The sequence below is a fragment of the Maribacter polysaccharolyticus genome, from assembly GCF_028882255.1.
Lineage (GTDB): Bacteria > Bacteroidota > Bacteroidia > Flavobacteriales > Flavobacteriaceae > Maribacter_A > Maribacter_A polysaccharolyticus.
In genome coordinates this window covers 324,448-346,177 of sequence record NZ_JARBUY010000004.1, presented here as the reverse complement: position 1 = coordinate 346,177, position 21,730 = coordinate 324,448, and the positions used below count along the sequence as shown (strand labels likewise).

13 protein-coding genes are annotated in these 21,730 nt (G+C 43.2%); 5 read left to right on the top strand and 8 right to left on the bottom strand.

The annotated features are described in order from the left end of the window. Positions 1 to 19 precede the first annotated feature (19 nt). Complete coding sequence (locus tag PHU20_RS14045; RefSeq protein WP_274826021.1) at positions 20 to 2,212, top strand: acylase; 2,193 nt, start codon at positions 20 to 22, stop codon at positions 2,210 to 2,212. Between the two features lie 174 nt (positions 2,213 to 2,386). Next, positions 2,387 to 4,060 (top strand): AAA family ATPase, encoded by a 1,674-nt coding sequence (locus PHU20_RS14040; protein ID WP_274826020.1) that lies wholly within the window; start codon positions 2,387 to 2,389, stop codon positions 4,058 to 4,060. A gap of 74 nt (positions 4,061 to 4,134) precedes the next feature. Here the strand turns inward: PHU20_RS14040 and PHU20_RS14035 are convergent, their stop codons facing one another. The 5 genes from PHU20_RS14035 to PHU20_RS14015 all read right to left on the bottom strand — a co-directional run bounded on the left by PHU20_RS14035 (position 4,135) and on the right by PHU20_RS14015 (position 12,773). Continuing rightward, positions 4,135 to 4,791 carry a hypothetical protein gene (locus tag PHU20_RS14035; protein ID WP_274826019.1) on the bottom strand — a complete coding sequence of 219 codons (657 nt, stop codon included), beginning with the start codon at positions 4,789 to 4,791 and terminating at the stop codon, positions 4,135 to 4,137. Positions 4,792 to 4,916: 125 nt separating this feature from the next. After that, a complete protein-coding gene (locus PHU20_RS14030) occupies positions 4,917 to 7,172 on the bottom strand; it encodes a tetratricopeptide repeat protein (protein ID WP_274826018.1) in 2,256 nt (751 codons plus the stop codon). A 77-nt stretch (positions 7,173 to 7,249) separates the two neighbouring features. After that, on the bottom strand, positions 7,250 to 9,487 hold the full coding sequence (locus PHU20_RS14025) for a beta-glucosidase family protein (protein ID WP_274826017.1): 2,238 nt from the start codon (positions 9,485 to 9,487) through the stop codon (positions 7,250 to 7,252). 415 nt (positions 9,488 to 9,902) lie between these two features. Beyond that, positions 9,903 to 10,913, bottom strand: a complete 1,011-nt coding sequence (locus PHU20_RS14020; protein ID WP_274826016.1) for a 2-oxoacid:ferredoxin oxidoreductase subunit beta — start codon at positions 10,911 to 10,913, stop codon at positions 9,903 to 9,905. Positions 10,914 to 10,916: 3 nt separating this feature from the next. Then, entirely contained in the window at positions 10,917 to 12,773 is a 1,857-nt protein-coding gene (locus PHU20_RS14015; RefSeq protein WP_274826015.1) for a 2-oxoacid:acceptor oxidoreductase subunit alpha, read from the bottom strand. A 149-nt stretch (positions 12,774 to 12,922) separates the two neighbouring features. Between PHU20_RS14015 and PHU20_RS14010 the strand changes: the two genes are divergently transcribed. The 3 genes from PHU20_RS14010 (at position 12,923) to PHU20_RS14000 (ending at position 17,681) form a co-directional block, all read left to right on the top strand. After that, positions 12,923 to 13,273, top strand: coding sequence for a 4Fe-4S binding protein (locus PHU20_RS14010; protein ID WP_274826014.1), 351 nt, complete (start codon positions 12,923 to 12,925; stop codon positions 13,271 to 13,273). 371 nt (positions 13,274 to 13,644) lie between these two features. Next, complete coding sequence (nifJ, locus tag PHU20_RS14005; RefSeq protein ID WP_274826013.1) at positions 13,645 to 17,175, top strand: pyruvate:ferredoxin (flavodoxin) oxidoreductase; 3,531 nt, start codon at positions 13,645 to 13,647, stop codon at positions 17,173 to 17,175. A 128-nt stretch (positions 17,176 to 17,303) separates the two neighbouring features. Then, positions 17,304 to 17,681, top strand: coding sequence for a HEPN domain-containing protein (locus PHU20_RS14000; RefSeq protein WP_274826012.1), 378 nt, complete (start codon positions 17,304 to 17,306; stop codon positions 17,679 to 17,681). Between the two features lie 131 nt (positions 17,682 to 17,812). Here the strand turns inward: PHU20_RS14000 and PHU20_RS13995 are convergent, their stop codons facing one another. From PHU20_RS13995 to PHU20_RS13985, 3 genes are all read right to left on the bottom strand, one after another. Further along, a complete protein-coding gene (locus PHU20_RS13995) occupies positions 17,813 to 18,877 on the bottom strand; it encodes a dipeptidase (protein ID WP_274826011.1) in 1,065 nt (354 codons plus the stop codon). A 652-nt stretch (positions 18,878 to 19,529) separates the two neighbouring features. Next, the gene (locus PHU20_RS13990; RefSeq protein ID WP_274826010.1) at positions 19,530 to 19,997 is read right to left on the bottom strand and encodes a RidA family protein; all 468 of its coding nucleotides are present in this window, start codon (positions 19,995 to 19,997) and stop codon (positions 19,530 to 19,532) included. Positions 19,998 to 20,006: 9 nt separating this feature from the next. Then, positions 20,007 to 21,323: a gluconate:H+ symporter gene (locus tag PHU20_RS13985; RefSeq protein ID WP_274826009.1), complete on the bottom strand. Its 1,317-nt coding sequence runs from the start codon at positions 21,321 to 21,323 to the stop codon at positions 20,007 to 20,009. Positions 21,324 to 21,730: the final 407 nt, after the last annotated feature.

Genomic DNA, 21,730 nt, shown 5'->3' with positions numbered 1-21,730 from the left:
AATCAATAAAAGAACATCTATGAAAAGAATTATATGCTTGTTGTCATTTATTTTGGTAGTGGCTTGTAAGGCAGAAAAACCAAACGATCCCCAAGTGGAAAAGTGGGAAGCACAAGCGGCCAATGTTGAAATTATCCGTGATGCCTTCGGGGTACCCCATATTTATGGCAAGACCGATGCCGATGCGGTTTTCGGTTTGCTGTATGCACAATGTGAGGATGATTTTAACCGGGTAGAACAAAATTATATTTGGGCCACTGGCCGTTTGTCCGAAGTAGAGGGGGAAGATGCCATTTACAGTGATCTCCGTGCTAAATTGTTCATGACCGAGGGGGAGGCCAAGGCCAATTATGAAAATAGTCCGGATTGGTTAAAGGCATTGTGTAATGCATTTGCCGATGGCATCAATTATTATTTGCATACCCACCCAGAAGTCCAACCTAAATTATTGACCCATTTTGAACCCTGGATGCCCATGTATTTCAGTGAAGGCTCCATTGGGGGTGATATAGAACGGATTTCCACTTCAAAAATAAAGGCATTTTATGAAAGTGGCATGCAGATTCCCGAGTCAGAGGAACTGCAAATAAAAAAGGAGAAGGAAATGGCGGAACCACAGGGTTCTAATGGAATAGCTATTTCAGGGAAATTGACAAAATCGGGTAATACCATGCTTTTGATCAATCCGCATACTTCATTTTATTTCAGGGGTGAAGTACATGTGGTCAGCGAGGAGGGCCTCAACGCCTATGGGGCCGTAACCTGGGGACAATTTTTCGTATATCAAGGCTTTAACGAAAAAACGGGTTGGATGCATACCTCTACCTATACCGATGTAATGGATGAGTTTAAGGAAACCATTGTAAAAATCGACAATGACCTCATGTACCAATATGGGGAAGAATTACGTCCTGTAAAGGAATCCGGGATAACCTTGAAATATAAAGAAGGCGATATACTAAAAGAAAAAACCTTTCCCGCCTACCATACCCATCATGGCCCGATTACCCATATGAGCGATGGGCAATGGACGGCCTCGGCCATGATGTGGGAACCTGTCAAGGCCTTGGAGCAATCCTATATCAGAACCAAACAAAAGGGTTATAAAGGATTTCGGGAAATGATGGATATACGCACAAATTCATCCAACAATACCGTCTATGCCGATGCGGAAGGAAACATTGCCTATTTTCATGGAAATTTCGTGCCTAAGCGCGATACGCAATTTGATTATTCCCAGCCTGTGGATGGTAGTGATCCGCAGACCGATTGGCAAGGGTTGCATACCGTGGAGGAAACCATTCTATTGCTTAACCCGGAAAACGGATGGCTTCAAAACTGTAATTCAACCCCTTATACGGCTGCGATGGAGTTTAGTCCCAAAAAAGAGGATTATCCCGGTTATATGTCTATCGATCAGGAAAATTTTAGGGGAGTACATGCCATCAACCTCCTAAAGGATAAAAAAGGATATACTTTGGATGGTCTGATCAAACTGGCCCATGACCCCTATTTGCCCGCTTTCGAAAAATTAATTCCGGCTTTGATCACCGCTTATGATGATCAGCCCGATAGACCATCGGATATGGGGGCTGCGATCACCATTTTACGGGAATGGGATTATAGAACTTCAAGGGAATCAAAGGCAATGACCTTGGCACATTATTATGGAACCGAAATTTTAAATTGGCGTACCAGGATGAATGGGGAAATTAGACCCTCCCAAATGGAACTTTTCAATTCGACGGAAACTTATCTTACCCCTAAGGAAATGATCATGCTTTTCAGTACCGTTATTACAAAGTTGAAAGACGATTTTGGTACTTGGGAAATACCTTGGGGAGAAGTAAACCGTTACCAACGCCTAAATGGGGATATGCGCCAACCTTTTGATGATGCCAAGCCCAGTATTCCCATCGGGTTCGCTTCGGGTCGCTGGGGAGCTTTGGCCGCTTTTGGGGCACGATATACCAATAACACCAAAAAGATATACGGGACGCGAGGTAATAGCTTTGTCGCTGTAGTGGAATTTGGTGATAGGGTGAAAGCGAAAAGCATTTTGGCCGGTGGTCAAAGTGGGGACCCAATGTCACCTCATTTCAATGATCAAGCGCAACGTTATGCCGACATAGAATTCAAAGAGGTAGCCTTTTATAGGGATGATGTGTTGGCAAATGCCAAAGAGACGTATAAGCCCGGCGGGAAGAGGTAATCACAGCATTTTACATTGATCGGACCAAAAAAACCAAATTTAAAGCTACGGAAATCAACCGTAGACTACGGTACATATATCCAGGGATTTGTTTTTAGGGATATAATGGATATCTTCCAAAAGTGAATACGTTTTAAAAACTACGTATATTAAAGTAGTTCCAATAATAATATAATGCAACAAGAAAAAGCACTGGCTCTTTTAAAATCGGGGAAAAATGTTTTCCTTACAGGTTCCGCAGGTACGGGAAAGACCTATGTACTCAATACGTATATCTCTTACCTAAAGGAGCGAAAGGTGCCTGTAGCAATTACCGCATCCACAGGGATTGCCGCCACCCACATGAATGGAATGACCATACATTCATGGGCCGGATTCGGTATTAAGGAAAGATTGACCAGGGCCAATTTGGTGACATTGCGTACCAAGAAATATCTTAAAAAACATTTGGAAGAGGCTATGATCCTTATCATTGATGAAATATCAATGTTGCATAAAAACCAATTGGATATGGTCGATGAGGTACTTCGTTTTTTTAAGGAGGACCATCGGGCCTTCGGCGGTATACAGATCGTATTATGCGGCGATTTTTTTCAATTACCCCCAATAGGAAGGAACGAAGAGAAAAGTAAGGACAAATTTTCATTCATGTCCCAAGCTTGGCTTTCCGCAGATTTGAAAATCTGTTATTTGACCGAACAATATCGCCAAGAAGGGGATAATATCCTAAATGGAATCTTAAGTGAGATCCGATCGGCGAACATTTCGCCTCGGAGCATGGAACTACTTAAAAATGCGGGGACGAATGTTCTTGATAAAAAGGAAATACCGACTAAATTGTTTACCCATAATATCGATGTAGATCGGTTGAACACTTTGGAATTGGAAAAGCTGCCTGGCCGTTCAAGAAAGTTCAAGGCTGCTACCAAAGGCAATAAAAAGTTGGTAGAGACCTTAAAGAAATCCGTTTTGGCCCATGAGTATCTCGAGTTGAAAATAGAAGCCAAGGTGATGTTCGTCCGCAACAATCCTGAGCAAGGTTATGTAAATGGGACGTTGGGCACGGTCATTGATTTTACCGAAGAGGGTTTTCCTGTTGTAAAGACATTTGACGAAAAGCGGATAACCGTAAAACAAGAAACTTGGGGCATACATGACGATTTTGGTAAGGTATTGGCAAGTTTGGATCAAATACCCCTACGGTTGGCATGGGCAATTACCGTTCATAAATGTCAGGGCATGACCTTGGATGCCGCATTTATAGATCTTTCGAAAACCTTTGAACGCGGGCAGGGGTATGTGGCTCTTTCCCGATTGAGGGATATTGAAAATTTACACCTTTCAGGTTTTAATGAAATGGCCCTTAGGGTCGATGGACTGGCACTCAAGGCCGATTTGCGATTTCAGGAACTTTCCCAAATCGCGGATGCTGAGTATGATTTTAAAACATTGGAAGAAGAAACAATGCAGTTTATAAAAGCATGTGGTGGACTTACAAATATTAAAGAAATCGAAGCGCATTCAAAAAAATTAAAAGGGAAGAAAGTAAAAAAACGATCGACTTATGAAATTACGTTGGGCTACCTGAAACAAAAAATGCCATTGGAAAAAATCGCCGAAGAGCGTGGGTTGTCACAGGGGACCATCGCGGGTCATTTGATTCGATTGCGAAAAGATTTTCCGAACGAAGATCTCGATTTTTACAGACCCGATGCTGTTTTGCTCGAAAAAGTCGCAAAAGCCAAAAAGGGAATAAAAGAGGATACTACAAGTTTAAAGCCGTTACATTTTGCACTCAACGGTAAAGTGGATTATGAGGATATTAAATTGGCATTGGCTTTTTTGTAAGTGAAAGCCATAGCCTTTGGAGTAAGCGCTGTTACTAAATTAGGGATCGGCCGGGGATCGAGGACTACCCAAAACTACTCCTTTGTAATGATCAAAGTCGCTTTTGAGCCTTGGGACAATAGCCATCTGTTGGAATAGATCAAATTGCCTTCGTCATCATATACGGCGACCTGGGCCGTATTGGGACTTGACGAGCCCTCGTTTAAGGCTTCGAAATCCAAACGGTTAAAACCCTTTTCCAAGTCTATATTGACTCCCTTGAAGTTAGCGGTGAGTAACACGTTATAGTCGATAACCCGTCCGTTGAGCGAAATCTTCACCCGGTCACCATCTACATATTCATGGTCACGACAGACAATGCCTACGAATTTTCCATTATTCTTGATGTCCCCCAAATATTGGTCACCGAATTTTTCCTTGGATCCCCCTTGTTTTTCTGAACGGCCTATTTTGGTGTCCAGTTTTAAATCATGCCCGGCCTGTAGCATTCCGTTGTCAAGATTCATGTTAATAGGTACGGTGCTGAGTGAGTCCTTTAGATTGACATTTGGCTTTAGGTCTATGATAGAGGGGATATTCAAAGCAGCTCCTTGCGAGGTGTTGTTATTGTTGTCGGGGGTAGTCATTACGCCGATTTCCAAAGGGGTACTGTTCGGTATGTCCGTTTGTGCGGTCATGGTCGTGTATATCAGTAAAGAAAAAGCAAAAAGTAAAGCAGGCTTAATATCCATCGTTATACCGTAATTTATGGGGATAAAGATAGCAATTACCCTGCCTTAGGGACTTAAAGGCCTGTTAATTTCGTTGATTTGCCGGTAAGTAAACTTGATTTTTAACTTGTAAAACTTCAAGCTTTTTAATTTACGGCTTCCAATTGTTGCATAAACGTTATGTAATTGCGATTGTTGGGATACAATTGTAAGAGTTGCCTACCGACTTCCTTCGCTTTTTCGGTTTCTCCGTATTTGGAATAGAAAAAAGCCAACGTATATAAGAGGTCCTCATTGGTGGGGGCCACCTTTAACCCTTTCAGTAGGGTGTTCTTTGCTTTAACCCTTTCATTTCCCTTGTCATATAACAGGCTAAGATTATAATAGACCCTTAAATTTTCAGGCATATAGGTAATTGCCTTTTCCAATTCTGTAATCGCTTCCTTTGTTCTGCCCACCTCGGCCAATAGGAGTGCCAAAGAGTAATAGGTGGGACCGTACCCGGGTTCTTGCTCGATTATCGTTTTAAATGCTTTTTCGGCCTTGTCCAATTCTCCGTTCCTGTAATATAGATTGGCCAAACTCGTTCGCACCAAATTATTCAAGGGGTCTATATCCAGGGCTTTTCCATAATTTTCTATGGCTTGGGAGAGGTCTCCTTTCTTGAGATAATAACTGGCTTTCTTGGCCAATCCACCTGAAAAATCGGATGTAGCGTCCAAATAGGTGAAAAACTCTTTTTTGACCCTGGCGTAGGCCTCTTTGTATTCGGAAGGAATTTGGTTTTCATTCAATGTTCCCAAGGCATAAAACGCCTTTACCCTGACCGATCTTTTATGGTCTTTTAAAAGGGGAATCAGGTAGGTGGCGTAATCGGTAGTATTTATATTGCCCAAGACATCCAATGTGGCGCCCCTTACCAACGGAGAGGAGTCCTCTAAAAAGGTCATTAAATTGTTCATGTCATTGGCATTGATATAATATTGCATCCCATTAATGGCCGAGGCCCTTGCAATTTCAGGTTGAAGGGTATCGTGCATCAATTTTAAAAGTGCTTCCTTGCCCTCGGGGTCACCGTGGATTCCCGGGGCCAACATTTCGGAAAAGTGTTCATAATCCGGAGTGCCGTACAGTTCCTTGAAAGCTTCCCAAGCCCATTCGTTATCCTTGTCCTCGTGACAACCCACACAGGCATTCGGAGTGTCGTATTTTATGCTTAGATCGGGTCTGGGGATCCTGAAGCTATGGTCCCTTCTAAAATCATTGCCCATATAATATCTGCCTGTCATATGGCAATTAATACACTGCCCACTTTCCGAATTCACCTCATGAAAATGGTGTTTAGGGGTATTGTAATTTTCGGGCACATGGCATTGCAAACATAAATCGTTCCCTTCGAATTTGAGGGCTAAGGAGTGCGAATCATGACAATTGGTACACATGACATTGTTCTGGTACATCTTACTCTGTATAAAGGAGCCGTAAACATAATCCTCATCAAGAATCTGCCCATCCGCAAAATATAATCTATCGTCGATCAATTGTGGAAAATAATGATCGAGCATGGTACCTTCGAAATTGAAGTACTCCGAAATCTGTTCCCGTCGCATATGGCATCTGGCGCATTGATCGACCAGTTCCTTAGGGGGTGTATTCACTGTCATTTGCATGTTTCCGGACGCTTTATAGTCCTGGCCCATGCGGGAAGCTTCATCAACATGCTGTTTTCCCGGACCGTGACAGGCCTCACAGTTGACGTTGATCAAGGCGAATTTGGTGTCATACCCCTTGGTGTCCGGGTTGTAGTTTTTCCTGACATTGGTAGAGTGGCAGTCAGAACACATGGTGTTCCAGTTTAACCCTCCTCTAGACCAGTGCAACCATTCGGAATGTACTACCTTAAAATCGGGGTATAGGTCGAACCATTTGTTTTTTATGGAGTCCCACGCAGTTCTAAGGCATTGGTATCGACCATTGGGGAATTCCACAATGTATTGCTGTAGCGGGGTGATACCGAAAGTATAAATGATCTTATAATCATGGTACTTGCCATCGGGTCCTTCCGTATGCACGAAAAAATCGTCACCTTGGGTATAAAATCGTGACGTAACCCCTTGGCTGGTGAATTTCTCCCCTTTAAAATCAGCTAAAATGGTTTCCCTATTTGCCAATTGCATGGCTTTATCATGATGGGATCCTTCCCAGTCCTTGTATTCCTGAACATGGCATTTTTTGCAGGCATCATCCCCTAAAAAATCGGAATCGGGAATTTGTTCGGTCGAGGCGAAAATATTATCGAGGTTTTCAGGTGGTATTTCCGTGTATTCCCCATTTTTTTGTTCTTTACAAGAGACAAAAGCGATAAGGATGAATGCCGTAATGATGCGTAAAAAAATCTTCATTATAAAAAATGCTTAGGACATAAAGTCCTGTTGGTTAATCTGTTTTATTTCCAGAAATCGAAACGTATTGTTTGTGATCAATGGATTTTGATGGGAACTTCTTGCAGTATGTTTCTGGAAGAGTTACCGATTTTCAAGAGATATGTCCCTTTTTCCACGATCCATTTATCGGTGGCTTCTTGATAAAAAGCCAATTCCTTGACGGGAATGCTGATTGAGGCATCTTGGGAAGCGCCTTTTGAAACAAAGACCTTGTTGAACCCCTTTAATTCTTTTTCGGCCTTTTCAACAGATGAGCCCGGATGCGAAACATATACTTGGGCAACTTCGTGGCCGTCCTGGCTCCCTGTATTCGAAATCGTGAAATGTATTTTGATTTCTTCGTCTTCTGAATAGGATTCCTTGTTTGTGCCAATTTTGGAAAACTCGAAATGGGTATAGGAAAGGCCATAACCAAAAGGATAAAGGGGTTCGATGTTCTTTGTGTCGAACCATCGGTAGCCTACCAATATGCCTTCTTCATAAGTGACCGATCCATCACCGGGAAAACTATGGGTTGCATGGGCAGGGGAATCTTCGATTTTTTTAGGCATGGTCCATGGGAGTTTTCCGGAAGGGTTGATGTTTCCCAAGATAACATCGGCCAGGGCATTACCTCCTTCAGAACCATTGAACCAACTCCATAGTAAGGATGATGATTCCGCTTTGATCGTATTAAGGTCAAATGGGGCGCCACCGATCATAACCACAATGGTCTTGGGATTCACGGCCAACACCTTTTCGATCAACTCTTCTTGTCCAAAGGGGAGGGATAGGTCTTTGCGGTCAGAGGCTTCCGTCTCATAATCCCGATTGGACCCCGCAAAAATAATGGCCATGTCGGCATTTTTTGCGACTTCCAACGCTTCTTGAAACTTTTCGGGGTCCAATGCGGTGACCGTAGTAGGGGTGTTCAAGGTAATCTCGGACTTTTGGTCGTTATCATTTTTGGTATATCTTTCCAAATAGCCTTCGGCATAATTTATTTCGATATTTTCGGGAAGCCTGTTTTTAAGTCCATCCAGTGGTGTTACCTCGCGTTTTGTCTTTACCCCGGCACCAAATCCGCCCAAGGCATTTTTTTTAGTGGCATTGTTGCCGATAACGGCTATGGAATTGATGCCATCCAATTTCAAAGGAAGGAGTTTGTGCTCATTCTTTAGTAAGACGATCGACTCGGCTGCAATATCATAGGCGTCTTTGTAGTGTTCTTCCGTGGCCAAACTTCCTTTGATCCTATCGGCACTTTCAATGGCCTTTACCTGGAACAGAACCCGAAGTATTCGCCGAACATGTTTGTCTATTTCTTTTTCACTGATTTCACCGGCTTTGGTGGCAGCCAATAACTTGTCGGCCAAGAAATACTCGTTAAAAGGTTTACGGGTGCCCATCTCAATATCCAATCCGTTCATCAGGGATTTTACGGTGGAATGTACGGCGGCCCAATCGGAGATGATAATGCCCTTGAATCCCCATTCATCCCTTAGGATTTTATTCTGCATATAATCGTTTTCACATAAAAAATCCCCTCGAAACTTATTGTAGGCCCCCATAACGCTGTAAGCATTGGCTTCTTTAATCGAGGCCTTGAAGGCAGGAAGGTATATTTCCCTTAAAGTCCGTTCATCGGTGTTGACATCTACATAATCACGGTTGGTTTCTTGGTTGTTTACGGCATAGTGTTTTACACAGGCCATAACGTCATTGTCCTGAATGCCGATAATAAAGGGTACCGCCAGTTTTTTGTTTAAAAAAGGGTCTTCGGTAAAATATTCGTAGGTTCGCCCACCCAAAGGGGTACGGATGATGTTGACCGCAGGGGAAAGTAATACATCTTTATCCCGGGCACGGGCTTCTTGCCCAACACTATTTCCGAATTTGTAGGCCAATTCCGGATTCCAAGTTGCGGCTACACTTCCTGCCGCCGGATAGTAGGTAGCGAAGTCGTTGTCCCAGCCTGCCGGTGCCCAATTGTCTTTGGAAATCTCTTCTCGAATCCCCAAGGGCCCATCGGTCATGTTCAGTGTTGGAATTCCCAAACGTTCAACGCCCGCTGTCGCGAACATGCTATTACCGTGAAGCATTCCTACTTTTTCCTCAAGGGTCATTTGGGCAATCAGGGCGTCTATTTTCGTTTCGTTTTCCATACTGATCCCATCACTTTTGAATTGGGAGGGGGGCAATCGGTCCTCTTTTGTTGTTTTCGCATCAAAATTACATGATGAAACGGACAACGCTATCGCTGTCAGTGATAAAACAAGTAAACGTACCCTCATTATTGATTTAATTATGGTTGCTAATCGAATGGTTGATCCAATAGGAATTTTCATGTCCTTCCTTAATAATCGATAAAGGATATAGGAAGGTTTTGCCCGGAAGTAAAAGTACGAAATTTAGATGCCTTTTTCGAATGCCATGAATATGGTTTGGGGTTCTTTTTGGTAGGACGCCAAAAACCAAAAGCATTTGAACTTCATTGTCTGGGAAAAGGTGAAAAGGACTTGGTTGTCAAACTTCTTTGAGAATCCGTTTGGTCATCTCAACCAGAAAGGTGCAATCCTAAGGAATTGGAAGGGTTGTTTGCGACTGACGATTCCAAATCAGAAGGCCCTTTTAGCATATCCTTAGGTATAGGAATGGCTAAAAAGGCCTGATCGGATTTTTATGGGTAAAATTATTTTCTACGGTGTATTAAAATACATTGTAAATATCCCCGGAGAAAAATAAATCATCGGTTTTCTTATAGCTGGAATCCGATTTAACCTGGGCCGTAAGGGCATCTTCCCTTTCTTCCAAGGTTACATCATCAAAGGCTCTGATGATACCGGTCACCATAGGATATTCCAAACGTACCAGCATCTGGTGCAAAGTAGGATCTTTTTCCTTGGCGTCATGTACTAAAATATCCGCTTCCGTAATGCCATTTTCGCCTAAAGTGGCAACTTCCAATTTTAATCCGTTCAATACCAATCCTTTGTTGCGTTCTTTTCCGAAGATCATGGGTTTGCCATGTTCCACGAAAAGCATGCGGTCTTCCCGAACGGCCTTATCGGTATATTTGGAATAGGCCCCATCGTTGAATATGGGACAGTTTTGCAACACCTCGATAAGTGAAGTTCCCTTGAACTTTTCCGCATCAATGAACATCTGGGTCATTTCTTTGGGGGTATTCCCTGATATCCTTCCGAAAAAACGGGCTTGCGCCCCTATGGCCAGTTCCCCGGCCAAAAATGGAGGTTGGGTGTTGCCGTAGGGTGATGATTTCGTTTTCTGGCCCACTAAGGAGGTTGGTGAAAACTGCCCTTTCGTAAGTCCGTATATCTCATTGTTGAACAAGACGATATTCAGGTCGATATTCCTTCGTAATACATGTATGAAATGATTGCCACCAATGGCCATGGAGTCGCCATCACCGGTTATGACCCATACACTTAAATCAGGATTGGTCAATTTAACGCCTGTGGCAATGGCCGGGGCCCTACCGTGGATGCTGTGCATTCCATAGGTGTCCATATAATAGGGAAAACGTGAAGAACATCCGATTCCTGATATAAAGACGACATCTTCTTTTTTAACCCCCATTTCCGGAAGTGCTTTCTGCATAGATCGGAGTATGACATAGTCATCGCAACCAGGGCACCATCGTACTTCTTGATCACTGGTAAAGTCCTTGTATGTATATTCTTTTACTGCTGCTTCCATAATTTATTGAACTAAAGATTTAAATTTTTCCACCAATTCATTGTTCGGGAACGGCAGACCTTGTATTTTGTTGAATTGAAGGAAATCGAATTCACTGCAATTGATTTTCAGCACCTTTACAAATTGACCACTGTTCAACTCACAGACGATGATTTTCTTGAATTTCCGTAATACCTCACTGGTATTTTTCGGTAGTGGATTGATATAGTTGAAATGTGCGAATCCGATATTGTCGTAACCATCTTCATGCAATTCCTTTACCGCTGAATGCAAACTACCATAGGTACCTCCCCATCCTACGACCAAAAGATCTCCTTCATCGGCAAATTCGGGGACGATTTCAGGGATGTAATTTTGCACCCTTTTTACCTTTTCCGCCCTTATTTTCGTCATGTATTCGTGGTTTTCAGGAACATAGGAAACATTGCCCGATACGCGGTCCTTTTCGAGTCCGCCTACCCTGTGCTCCAAGTCCGGTGTACCGGGGATGGCCCAATTTCTTGCCAGGGTATCGTTATCCCGATCATAGGGGTGCCATGTGTCGGTCGCCTTCTTAATGATATGGTTTTTGATTTCGGGCATTTGGGATACCGATTTGATTTTCCATGGTGCCGAACCGTTGGCGATATACCCATCGGTCAACAGGAGGACGGGTGTCATGTGCTCGATCGTTAATTTGGCCGCTTCATAGGCATAATTAAAACAGTTGGCAGGGGTACTGGCGGCTATGACAATAATGGGACTTTCCCCATTTCTACCGTACATGGCCTGTAAAAGGTCTGACTGTTCTGTTTTTGTAGGTAATCCGGTTGAGGGGCCACCACGTTGTACGTCTACGATTACCAAGGGTAGTTCGATCATCATGGCCAATCCCAAGGCCTCTGCCTTTAGGGCCAATCCGGGTCCCGATGTCGTGGTTATGGCCAAATCACCGGCAAATGAGGCTCCGATGGCAGAACTGATTCCTGCAATCTCATCCTCGGCCTGTAAAGTTTTTACCCCAAAGTGCTTGTGTTTCACCAATTCATGTAAGATATTGGAGGCAGGGGTGATGGGGTACGATCCCAAGAACAATTCCAAGCCCGATTTTTCCGCTGCCGCCAAAAAGCCCCATGCGGTGGCCTGGTTACCCATGATTATCCTGTAGGTACCGGGTTCCATTTTTGCCGGGGCAATGGAATAGGCATTCGGGATGAGTTCCAAGGTTTCGGCAAAATAAAAGCCCGCATTCAAAACCTTGGTATTGGCCTCGATGATCTGGGGTTTCTTTTTGAACTTTTTATTGAAGAAGTCGATGGTGTGTTCCCGAGAACGGCCATACATCCAATAAACCATACCCAGGGCGAACATGTTCTTACTTCGGGTAATGGCTTTATTGTCCAATCCTTTCAGATCTTTTAAGGCTTCTTTGGTCAACGTGGTCATGCCCACTTCAATGACCCTATAGTTTTCAAGGCTCCCATCTTCCAATGGATTGGTTTCGTACAGTGCCTTTTCCAGATTCTTTTTGGTGAATGAATCGGTATCCACGATGACCGTATGGCCAGGTTTAAGCGCGTGTAAATTTGTTTTTAGACCGGCGGGGTTCATGGCCACTAAAAGATCCACGTCATCACCGGGCGTATTGATTTCAACACTTCCAATATGAACTTGAAATCCGGAAACCCCATATAAACTTCCTTGCGGGGCCCTGATTTCAGCAGGATAGTTGGGGAAGGTCGAAACATCATTTCCGAACATTGCTGAGGTATCCGAAAACTGTGTCCCCGTCAATTGCATACCGTCTCCTGAATCACCGACAAAACGGATGATCACCGCATCTATTACTTTTTGCTTTTTATTTTCTGTGGCTGCAACCATAAGATTTTATTTTTCTTGAACGAATTCGATTAATTTTCGGTAAATTTAGTGACTATATTTAAAACCATCCTAAGATTAAAATATGATATTTGTCATTAAAAGACATTATCCTATATATTAACTTCGTTAATTAAATAAAATTAAGTAAAATGGCTATAATAATTACAGATGAGTGCATTAATTGTGATGCCTGCATTTCTGAATGCCCCAACAATGCGATTTATGAACCTGATCAAGAATGGTCGTATTCCGATGAAACCGCTTTAAGTGGTACGGTGACTACACCTGATGGAAGGGAAGTGGACGCTGATGAGGAGAACGAACCGATTTCTGATGAATTCTATTTTATCGTTGCCGATAAATGTACCGAGTGTAAAGGATTCCACGATGAGCCACAATGTGCATCAGTTTGCCCAGTAGACTGTTGTGTGCCTGATGAGAGCCACGTGGAGACCGAAGAAGCCTTATTGGAGAAAAAGGCTTGGTTGCACGGGGAATAGATCAGGGATCATTCTTCTTTAAATGGATTTGCCAAAGGGGTATTTTTCGGTCCGATCGATACCCCAAGGTTTCTTTTGGGTTTAAAACCCGGATATATCTTTCCTATTACTACATCGTTTTTCTTCGTAGTATATGAAACCGGATAACTATGTTTTTTTTTGACTGCTTACGTTGTCCCCTTTTTTCAAGACCCGTTTTTTTTTCTTTTGATTTTGTGGGTGTTAACCTGACAAATGTCATAGTCTGCCCATAAAACTGTATCTATTTTTATGGAAATAATAAAACCGATACCTCGGCTAAACATTACCATTGATCGTAAAGGGTTTTTCCCGATTTTGCTAGGGTATCTTTAAAACAAGCTAAAATCATCATGGAAAAAAAATCCAAAAAGTTAATTTGTGACGCGAATGAAGCGGTTGCAAGGGTGGCACACAAGACCAATGAGGTTTGTGCAATTTATCCCATCACACCTGCCTCGCCCATGGGCGAACACGTTGATGTGTATAGTGCCAAAGGCCAGAAAAACATATGGGGCAATGTACCGAGGATCGTTGAGATGCAAAGTGAGGGTGGTGCTTCAGGGGCCGTACACGGTTCATTGCAGGCCGGTGCCTTGACTACAACTTTCACCGCTTCCCAAGGTTTACTTTTAATGATACCCAACATGTATAAAATGGCGGGGGAAATGTTGCCCTCCGTTATACATGTAGCCGCAAGAACCATAGCCACCCATGCCTTATCCATTTTCGGGGACCATTCCGATGTTATGGCTGCAAGGCAAACAGGTTTTGCCATGTTGTTCGGGGGTTCTGTGCAAGAAGCTCAGGATATGGCAATGATATCGCAGGTAGCGACATTGAAATCGAGAATTCCGTTCATGAATATTTTTGATGGATTTAGGACTTCCCACGAGATTTCCAAAATTGACGCCATTTCCGATGAGGTCATCAAGGAAATGATGCCGGAGGATAAGATAATGGATCATAAGATAAGGTCATTGGATCCAGATAACCCGGTATTGAGAGGTACTTCCCAAAACCCGGATGTATTCTTTCAAGCTAGGGAGGCTGCCAACCTGTATTATGATAAAGTGCCCGGGATCGTTGAAAAAACGATGGATGAATTTTACCAACACACAGGAAGAAAATATAGCTTATTCTATTATGTAGGCCATCCTGAGGCAGAAAAAGTAATTGTGATCATGGGTTCCGGTCAAGGGCCTGTAATGGAAGCTGTTGATACCATGGTCAAGAATGGGGAAAAAGTCGGTGCGATCATCGTACGTTTATTTAGGCCATTCTCTATCGACCACTTTGTCAATGCCCTACCGGAAACCGTAAAAAAAGTCGCTGTTTTGGATAGGACCAAAGAGCCCGGTAGTATCGGAGAACCCTTATATCAAGATGTAGTGACCGCATTCATGGAAAGCGATAGGGCCATGCCACAGATCATTGGTGGGCGTTATGGGCTATCATCCAAAGAGTTCGATCCGGCCATGGTGAAATCGGTTTATGATGAATTGGATAAGGAACAGCCTTTAAACCACTTTACCGTAGGTATCAATGATGATGTTTCCTTCAAGAGTCTTCCGTTGGGAAGCAGGTTACAAACTGTCAAGAACACCTTTAACTGTATGTTCTATGGTTTAGGTTCTGACGGTACCGTCGGTGCGAATAAAAACTCCATTAAGATTATCGGTGAAACCACCGATAATTATGTACAGGGTTATTTTGTATATGATTCCAAAAAAGCGGGTGCACAAACCGTATCGCATTTACGTTTTGGACCAGATCCGATCTATTCCACTTATTTGATCCATAAAGCCAATTTCATTGCTTGCCATCAATTTAGCTTCATCGAAAAATATGACATTCTAAAGAGCATTAAAAAGGGCGGGACATTCTTATTGAACGCTCCTTTTGATAAAGATGCGATTTGGGAGGTTCTTCCTAAAAAGATGCAAGAGCAGATCGTTGAAAACGAATTGGATTTTTACGTCATCGATGCCACTAAAGTTGCTCAAGACGCTAAATTAGGGAAGCGTACGAATACGGTATTACAAACCTGTTTCTTCGCAATTTCCGGAGTACTTCCCAAAGATGAGGCCATAAAGAAAATTAAAGAGGCCATTGTTAAGTCGTATTCCAAAAAAGGGGACGCGGTTGTTCAAATGAACTTCAATGCCGTGGATAAATCATTGGAAAATCTTCAAAAAGTCGATTATCCGAAACAGATCTCCAGTACTACTGAGCTTAAACCAATGATGACCGGTGATGCCGATCCATTTGTAAAAGAAGTGCTTGGAAAAATATTGGCGGGTAATGGCGATGAGCTTCCCGTAAGTGCATTCCCTGTAGACGGTACTTTCCCGACAGGAACTACCCAATTTGAGAAACGGGGTATCGCCATCAATGTGCCGGTTTGGGACGGTGAGGATATTTGTACACAATGTAACAAGTGTGTGGCAATTTGCCCGCATGCCGCCATACGTGCAAAAGTGGTTTCCAATGAAGAATTGGCGAATGCACCGGCAACCTTAAAATCGGTTCCTGCCAAGGGAAGGCCATTCAATGGGGCAGAAGAATCCTATGTCCTGCAAGTTTCCGCCCAGGATTGTACGGGTTGTGACCTTTGTGTAGCCGTTTGTCCGGCCGTAAGCAAGGAGGATCCGGAATTCAAAGCCATCAACATGCATGAAAAACTGGAGGTTGAGGCCGTTGAAGATCCAAATTGGGATTTCTTTATCGATCTTCCCGATTATAACAGGACGGAATTACAGATTTCGAATGTAAAAGGCTCACAATTCCTTGAACCATTGTTTGAATTCTCAGGAGCTTGTTCCGGTTGTGGGGAAACACCTTATATTAAATTATTGACCCAATTGTTCGGCGACAGTATCTTAATTGCGAATGCAACAGGTTGTTCCTCAATCTATGGTGGTAATTTACCGACAACTCCTTATAAAAAGAACAAATTCGGTAGGGGACCTGCATGGGCCAACTCCTTGTTCGAAGACAATGCCGAATACGGACTAGGGATGAAATTGGGATTGTCCAAAAAGCAGGAAATCGCAGTCGGCTTACTAAAAGATCTCGCATCTGAGGTCGGTACCGAATTGGTCGATGCCATTTTAAACAATCCTGAAAAAACGGAGGCTGAAAAACAAGAGAATTTCGATAATCTGGAAAAACTCGGGGCCATATTGGCAGAAATCGATAAGCCTGAAGCCAAAAAACTATCGCAATTGACCCAGTACTTACGTAAAAAATCAGTTTGGATACTTGGTGGGGATGGTTGGGCCTATGACATCGGTTACGGTGGTGTAGACCACGTATTGGCCTCAGGGGAAAACATCAATATCATGGTTTTGGATACAGAGATTTATTCCAATACCGGCGGACAGATGTCCAAATCGACCCCATTGGGTGCAAGTGCTAAATTCGCCGTGGCGGGTAAACGTACCGGAAAGAAAAGTTTGGCACTCCAAGCCGTTTCCTATAACAATGTTTATGTTGCACAAATTGCAATCGGGGCCAAGGATCTTCAAACCCTTAAAGCGATTGAAGAGGCTGAGGCTTACGATGGTCCATCATTGATCATTGCTTATTCACATTGTGGTGACCACGGTTATAACCTTAGGGATGGGGCCATGCATCAAGCGAAAGCGGTAGAGACAGGGTATTGGCCACTGTTCAGATTCGATCCTTCAAAACCAAAAGGGAAGAAGTTCAGGTTGGATTCCAAAGCACCCACCGCACCGTTGGAAGAGTTCATGTATATGGAAACACGTTTCTCCAGGGTTGTTAAGGATAATGCCGAATTAGGGGCTGAACTTTTACAACAAGCACAGGAGGAAGTAGACTCTAGATGGGAAAAATTGGAGCTCTATAGGGAAATGTAACTCAATTTAATAAGAGAGATTACATAAAGATCGACTTTGTTTTTTGAAACCATACATTCTGGGTTATGAAAGATCCGGAATGTATGGAACAAAGTTCAAAAGTTTAACCACATAAAATCGTATCACTAATGGAAGATACATCCAAGAAACTGTACGAAGAGGCAGTACAAAAACTGAAGGAAGCGAATTTTGAATTGTGCAGGCCCGAAGAAGATGTTGTTGCCCAATTGGTCTGTAGCAATGCCCAAAGTGCTATTTCAAATTTTTTAAAGGGTTTTCTTATCGAAAACGGCATTGAAATCCAAAAGGAAGAATCCATATCTGACCTTTATGAGCAGTGTAAGGTCATTGACGAACGTTTTTCGGAAGTTCAATTATCAGGATTCAATTGCACTGCACATAAAGAGGATTCCAGATTCTGCAATGAGAGTTCCCGTTTTAGTAGGTGCTTTGATATTGCCGATAGTTTGGACACCTTTTTAAGGCGTGAAAAGATCATAAGCTAGTACGATAAGATCTTAATTAAATGCCATTGCGGACCCCGTTGAGGCTGAGGTTTCAGGAAATTGATTTTCGCCTATAGCTTCGAATGGGTCCGGAAGGGCATTATGTTTTCCATTGGATTCTTGGATGGAATTCAATCCCATGTATTCTGCAGAAAGCGCAAGAAATTTTTGTGCATGATCTTTTCTATATCTTCATGGGAATATCCCCTTTGTTGAAGCATTTTTGGAATTTTTTGTACATCGGAAATGTTGTCCAGATCCGAAGGGCATCGGTCGGTTCCGAACCCTCCATCCAAATCGCTCCCTATACCCACATGGTTTGAGTTGCCTGCCAATTGGCAGATATGATCGATATTATCGATTACATTGTGTAGGGTAACCCCAAGACCTCCAGGGGTCGACATACCCCGAATCCAATCTGAGACCAACATCCAGGCATCCAAAGCGGTTCCGATGACCGCTCCCCTTTTGATAAGTTGCTTGATCTGTTCGTCGGAAAATTGCCTGTTGTGTTCTGCCAACGTACGACAATTGGTATGGCTGGCCCATATGGGGCCATCATGGAATTTCATGGTTTCCCAAAAGCACTTGTCGTTCAAATGACTCATATCCAATATCAAACCCAAGCGTTCAATTTCCTTTAAAAGTTCCTTTCCTTTGATTCCCAATCCACCGGAACCATTGGTGCCTTGGGCATAGGTGCCCGGGCCGTAATGTGCGGGACCAATGGTACGTAATCCTTGGTCGTACGATTTCTCCAGATAATCCATCGTGATGATGGAATCCGCTCCTTCCAATCCAAGGATGTAACCTACAGGCTTTTTTTCTTGAGTGCCATTCCAAAGCTCCAAATGGGCATTTAGTTGCTCTTTGTTCCGTATTTGTACCATTTCACCAAGGTCTTCCATGGTTCTGTACCATGCCAATTGGCCTTGGGTATGGGCCCAAGCTTGCTGTGGGGATTTCCATCCTGGAAGAGGGTTCGTTCTTTTGGTGTATCGGGCAATCTGTGTGGCAACGCAAAGTCCGACATTTCCCATCCGCATTGCCCTCAAAGAAACCGTATTCTTATTTCGGTCCGGTTTGTCAGACATGCCTATTTCACTGGTACGAATAGATTCTACCGACCATGTTAGGTCTCTGTTCCATTCCATGGCATTCATGGCGAGATCCAAATGTGCATCGAATACGAACATATTAGCTTATGGATATAGGGTTTCTGGAAATGACGTTGAAAATGTCGGTTGATCTTTGGTTCCCCAAAGTCAATAGACCTTCATTTTTTACTACGTGAGCATCTGTATGTATGGGATTTGGTCCGATTTCATCCTTCATTTTCAGACCCTTTTTGTCTTTACTGTGCATTACTGAATATTTTTTCTGTGAGCTATTTGTCGGCAAATTTCCAACCCGAAAATATTTGCCTATGGGAACTGTATTTCGGGAGCAATTGGCTTATGGACCAAATCAAAACATGGTATATTGGATTTGGACTTCTTGCTATGATGGTAACGGTTGTAACAAATGTAAGAAATTTCACCCTTTAAATATGCAAGTATAACGCATATCCCCGGGTATTGTTGTGCATTGTGTTGTTTCAATAGCATTCTTTTAAAATGAATTGGGGGATGTCGATGGAGCATCGAAGGGACCAGGGCAAAAATTCCCCTAAACTTCCTCAATAAAAGGAGTGCTTCTATAGTTTCACAAAGAAAGCGATTGGTTAGCGGATTGTGGAAATATAAAGGATTGTCGATAATTTTAAATCGGGCCATATTGCCATTCTACCAAATATTTTGTTAGATGCAGAAGGTTCTTAAATATGTTATCGGGTTAGCTAGGCATGGATCACTTATATAGTTCGAACATGGCCTCAACCTCCACTGGAATATTTCCAGGTAGCATCATTCCCACGGCACTACGCACCCCAACCCCTTTATCATTACCGAAAACGTCTGCCATAAGCTCACTGAAACCATTGATGACCAATGGATGTTGGCCGAATTCGGCCGTAGAATTCACCATCCCCAGAACCTTTACGACACGTTTGATCCTATCGACAGAACCAAAGTGGGTGATGATGGTAGAAAGCATGGTAAGGCCTACTTGTTCGGCGGCTAATTTGGCTTGCCCCAAATTCAGGTCATCACCGACCCGACCTACCATAAGTGATCCATCGGCTTTCATCGGGCCTTGTCCCGAAACGAATAGGAAATTATCGACGACCAAAACGGGTTTGTACAACCCGCCGGGTTTTGGTGCGGGCGGAAGCTGTAATCCCAAGGCTTTTATTCTTTCTGAAGGTAAATTTTCCATAAGATTTTTTTAAATGAAGATATTCAAAATAAGTACGCCGATAAGACCCATGATCCCTACCGTGGTTTCCATGACCGTCCAAGTGCGTAACGTATCCTTTACCGAAAGGTTAAAATACTCTTTGTACAACCAAAATCCGCCATCATTGACATGGGAAAGCATCAAACTTCCGGAACCTATGGCCAGAACCATTAGTTCTGGACTTACCCCAGAGGAGGACAATAGGGGTAAGGCAATCCCTGCTGCCGTTAAGCCCGCAACCGTGGCAGAACCGACACAAACACGGATAACAGTTGCTATGGACCATGCCAAAACCAATGGGGAAATTTTCGAATCTTTCAATAATAACCCTATATAATCACTTACGCCACTATCGATCAACACCTCTTTTAGTCCGCCTGCCCCCGCAATGATCAATAATACCATGGTGATACCAGAGGCCGCCTGGGCAACAGCATCCATTACGTCTTTTATTTTTCGTCCGCGTCTCAGCCCCAAGGTGTATATTGCCAAAAGTACCGAAAGCAGCATGGCAAATACAGGGTTACCGATTATCGCCGTTACTTGTAGCAAGAACGTTTCTTCAGGTAAAACCAGATCGGCTATTGCAGCGATTCCGATTAAGATCACGGGAAATAAGGCGGTAATGATACTGATTGCGGTACTGGGCATTTCATCCTCGGTAAGTACTTTGGTGTTTACGAATTCTTTTAACGGTGTCGCTTTGATCGTTTTTATGGTCCTGGAAAACAAGGGTCCGGCGACGACTATTGCCGGAATGGCCACGATAATCCCGTATAACAACGTTTTGCCTATATCGGCATTGAACATGACCGCTATCCCGGTCGGTGCCGGATGGGGCGGTAGATAACCATGTGTTACCGATAGGGATGCCAACATCGGAAGGCCTACATAGATCAAGGGCAAGCCTGTGGCTGCCGCTACGGTAAAGACCAAGGGAATCAGAATAACGAAACCCACGGTATAAAACATGGGGACACCAACTATGAAACCGGTGAGCACTACCGCCCATTGAATGTTCTTTTTTCCGAATGTATCGATCAATTTTCCCGTAATACGTTGTGCGGCACCGCTATCGGCAACCAATTTGCCCAACATGGCCCCAAACCCCAAAATCATGATTAGGCTTCCCAAGGTCTTTCCCATGCCGTTTTGGACAGTAATCAATACGCTATGAAATTCCATCCCTTCCGCAACACCGACTACCAAGGAAACGATGATAAAAGCAATAAAAGCGTTGAGTTTAAATTGGGAAATAAGTAGAAAGAGCAGCAGTATTCCTAAAATTACAATGAATAATGGCATAAAAACATCATTTGATGATAACGAACCTTTAAATATACCATTTTGAAAATGAAGGTGGGCCAATGACCGTTCCCTTTTTTTCATTCTTTTCCCAGGGTTAAAGGGTTGTAAACCAATCACTCGCGATAGGTCCCTTCAATGGGGGCATGGGTGTTGCAAGGCCACGGTTACATGGGGTGTCATAAATAGATCTTAGTCGCTCCGACAAGGCCTTTCTCCATTCAGGACCCTTGCTTGTAAGGGCCTTATATGGTTGTGGAGTTTTCATTATAGGAAGCCAATAAACGTTGGGGTTCTTGTGGGGAGTAAATGTTTTTGTCAATGATTGATTATTGTTTTTTGGATCGAATAACTGCGGTTGTCTCTTTGAATGCGGTGTTTTTTTGTTGAAATCCCAATCATTTTAC

What these genes read in the sequence shown, in the direction of transcription:
- nifJ (WP_274826013.1), top strand. Translation starts at nt 13,645, where the DNA reads ATGGAAAAAAAATCCAAAAAGTTAATTTGTGACGCGAATGAAGCGGTT.
- PHU20_RS14025 (WP_274826017.1), bottom strand. Translation starts at nt 9,487, where the DNA reads ATGAGGGTACGTTTACTTGTTTTATCACTGACAGCGATAGCGTTGTCC.
- PHU20_RS13990 (WP_274826010.1), bottom strand. Translation starts at nt 19,997, where the DNA reads ATGGAAAATTTACCTTCAGAAAGAATAAAAGCCTTGGGATTACAGCTT.
- PHU20_RS14000 (WP_274826012.1), top strand. Translation starts at nt 17,304, where the DNA reads ATGGAAGATACATCCAAGAAACTGTACGAAGAGGCAGTACAAAAACTG.
- PHU20_RS13995 (WP_274826011.1), bottom strand. Translation starts at nt 18,877, where the DNA reads ATGTTCGTATTCGATGCACATTTGGATCTCGCCATGAATGCCATGGAA.
- PHU20_RS14045 (WP_274826021.1), top strand. Translation starts at nt 20, where the DNA reads ATGAAAAGAATTATATGCTTGTTGTCATTTATTTTGGTAGTGGCTTGT.
- PHU20_RS14010 (WP_274826014.1), top strand. Translation starts at nt 12,923, where the DNA reads ATGGCTATAATAATTACAGATGAGTGCATTAATTGTGATGCCTGCATT.
- PHU20_RS14030 (WP_274826018.1), bottom strand. Translation starts at nt 7,172, where the DNA reads ATGAAGATTTTTTTACGCATCATTACGGCATTCATCCTTATCGCTTTT.
- PHU20_RS14035 (WP_274826019.1), bottom strand. Translation starts at nt 4,791, where the DNA reads ATGGATATTAAGCCTGCTTTACTTTTTGCTTTTTCTTTACTGATATAC.
- PHU20_RS13985 (WP_274826009.1), bottom strand. Translation starts at nt 21,323, where the DNA reads ATGCCATTATTCATTGTAATTTTAGGAATACTGCTGCTCTTTCTACTT.
- PHU20_RS14015 (WP_274826015.1), bottom strand. Translation starts at nt 12,773, where the DNA reads ATGGTTGCAGCCACAGAAAATAAAAAGCAAAAAGTAATAGATGCGGTG.
- PHU20_RS14020 (WP_274826016.1), bottom strand. Translation starts at nt 10,913, where the DNA reads ATGGAAGCAGCAGTAAAAGAATATACATACAAGGACTTTACCAGTGAT.
- PHU20_RS14040 (WP_274826020.1), top strand. Translation starts at nt 2,387, where the DNA reads ATGCAACAAGAAAAAGCACTGGCTCTTTTAAAATCGGGGAAAAATGTT.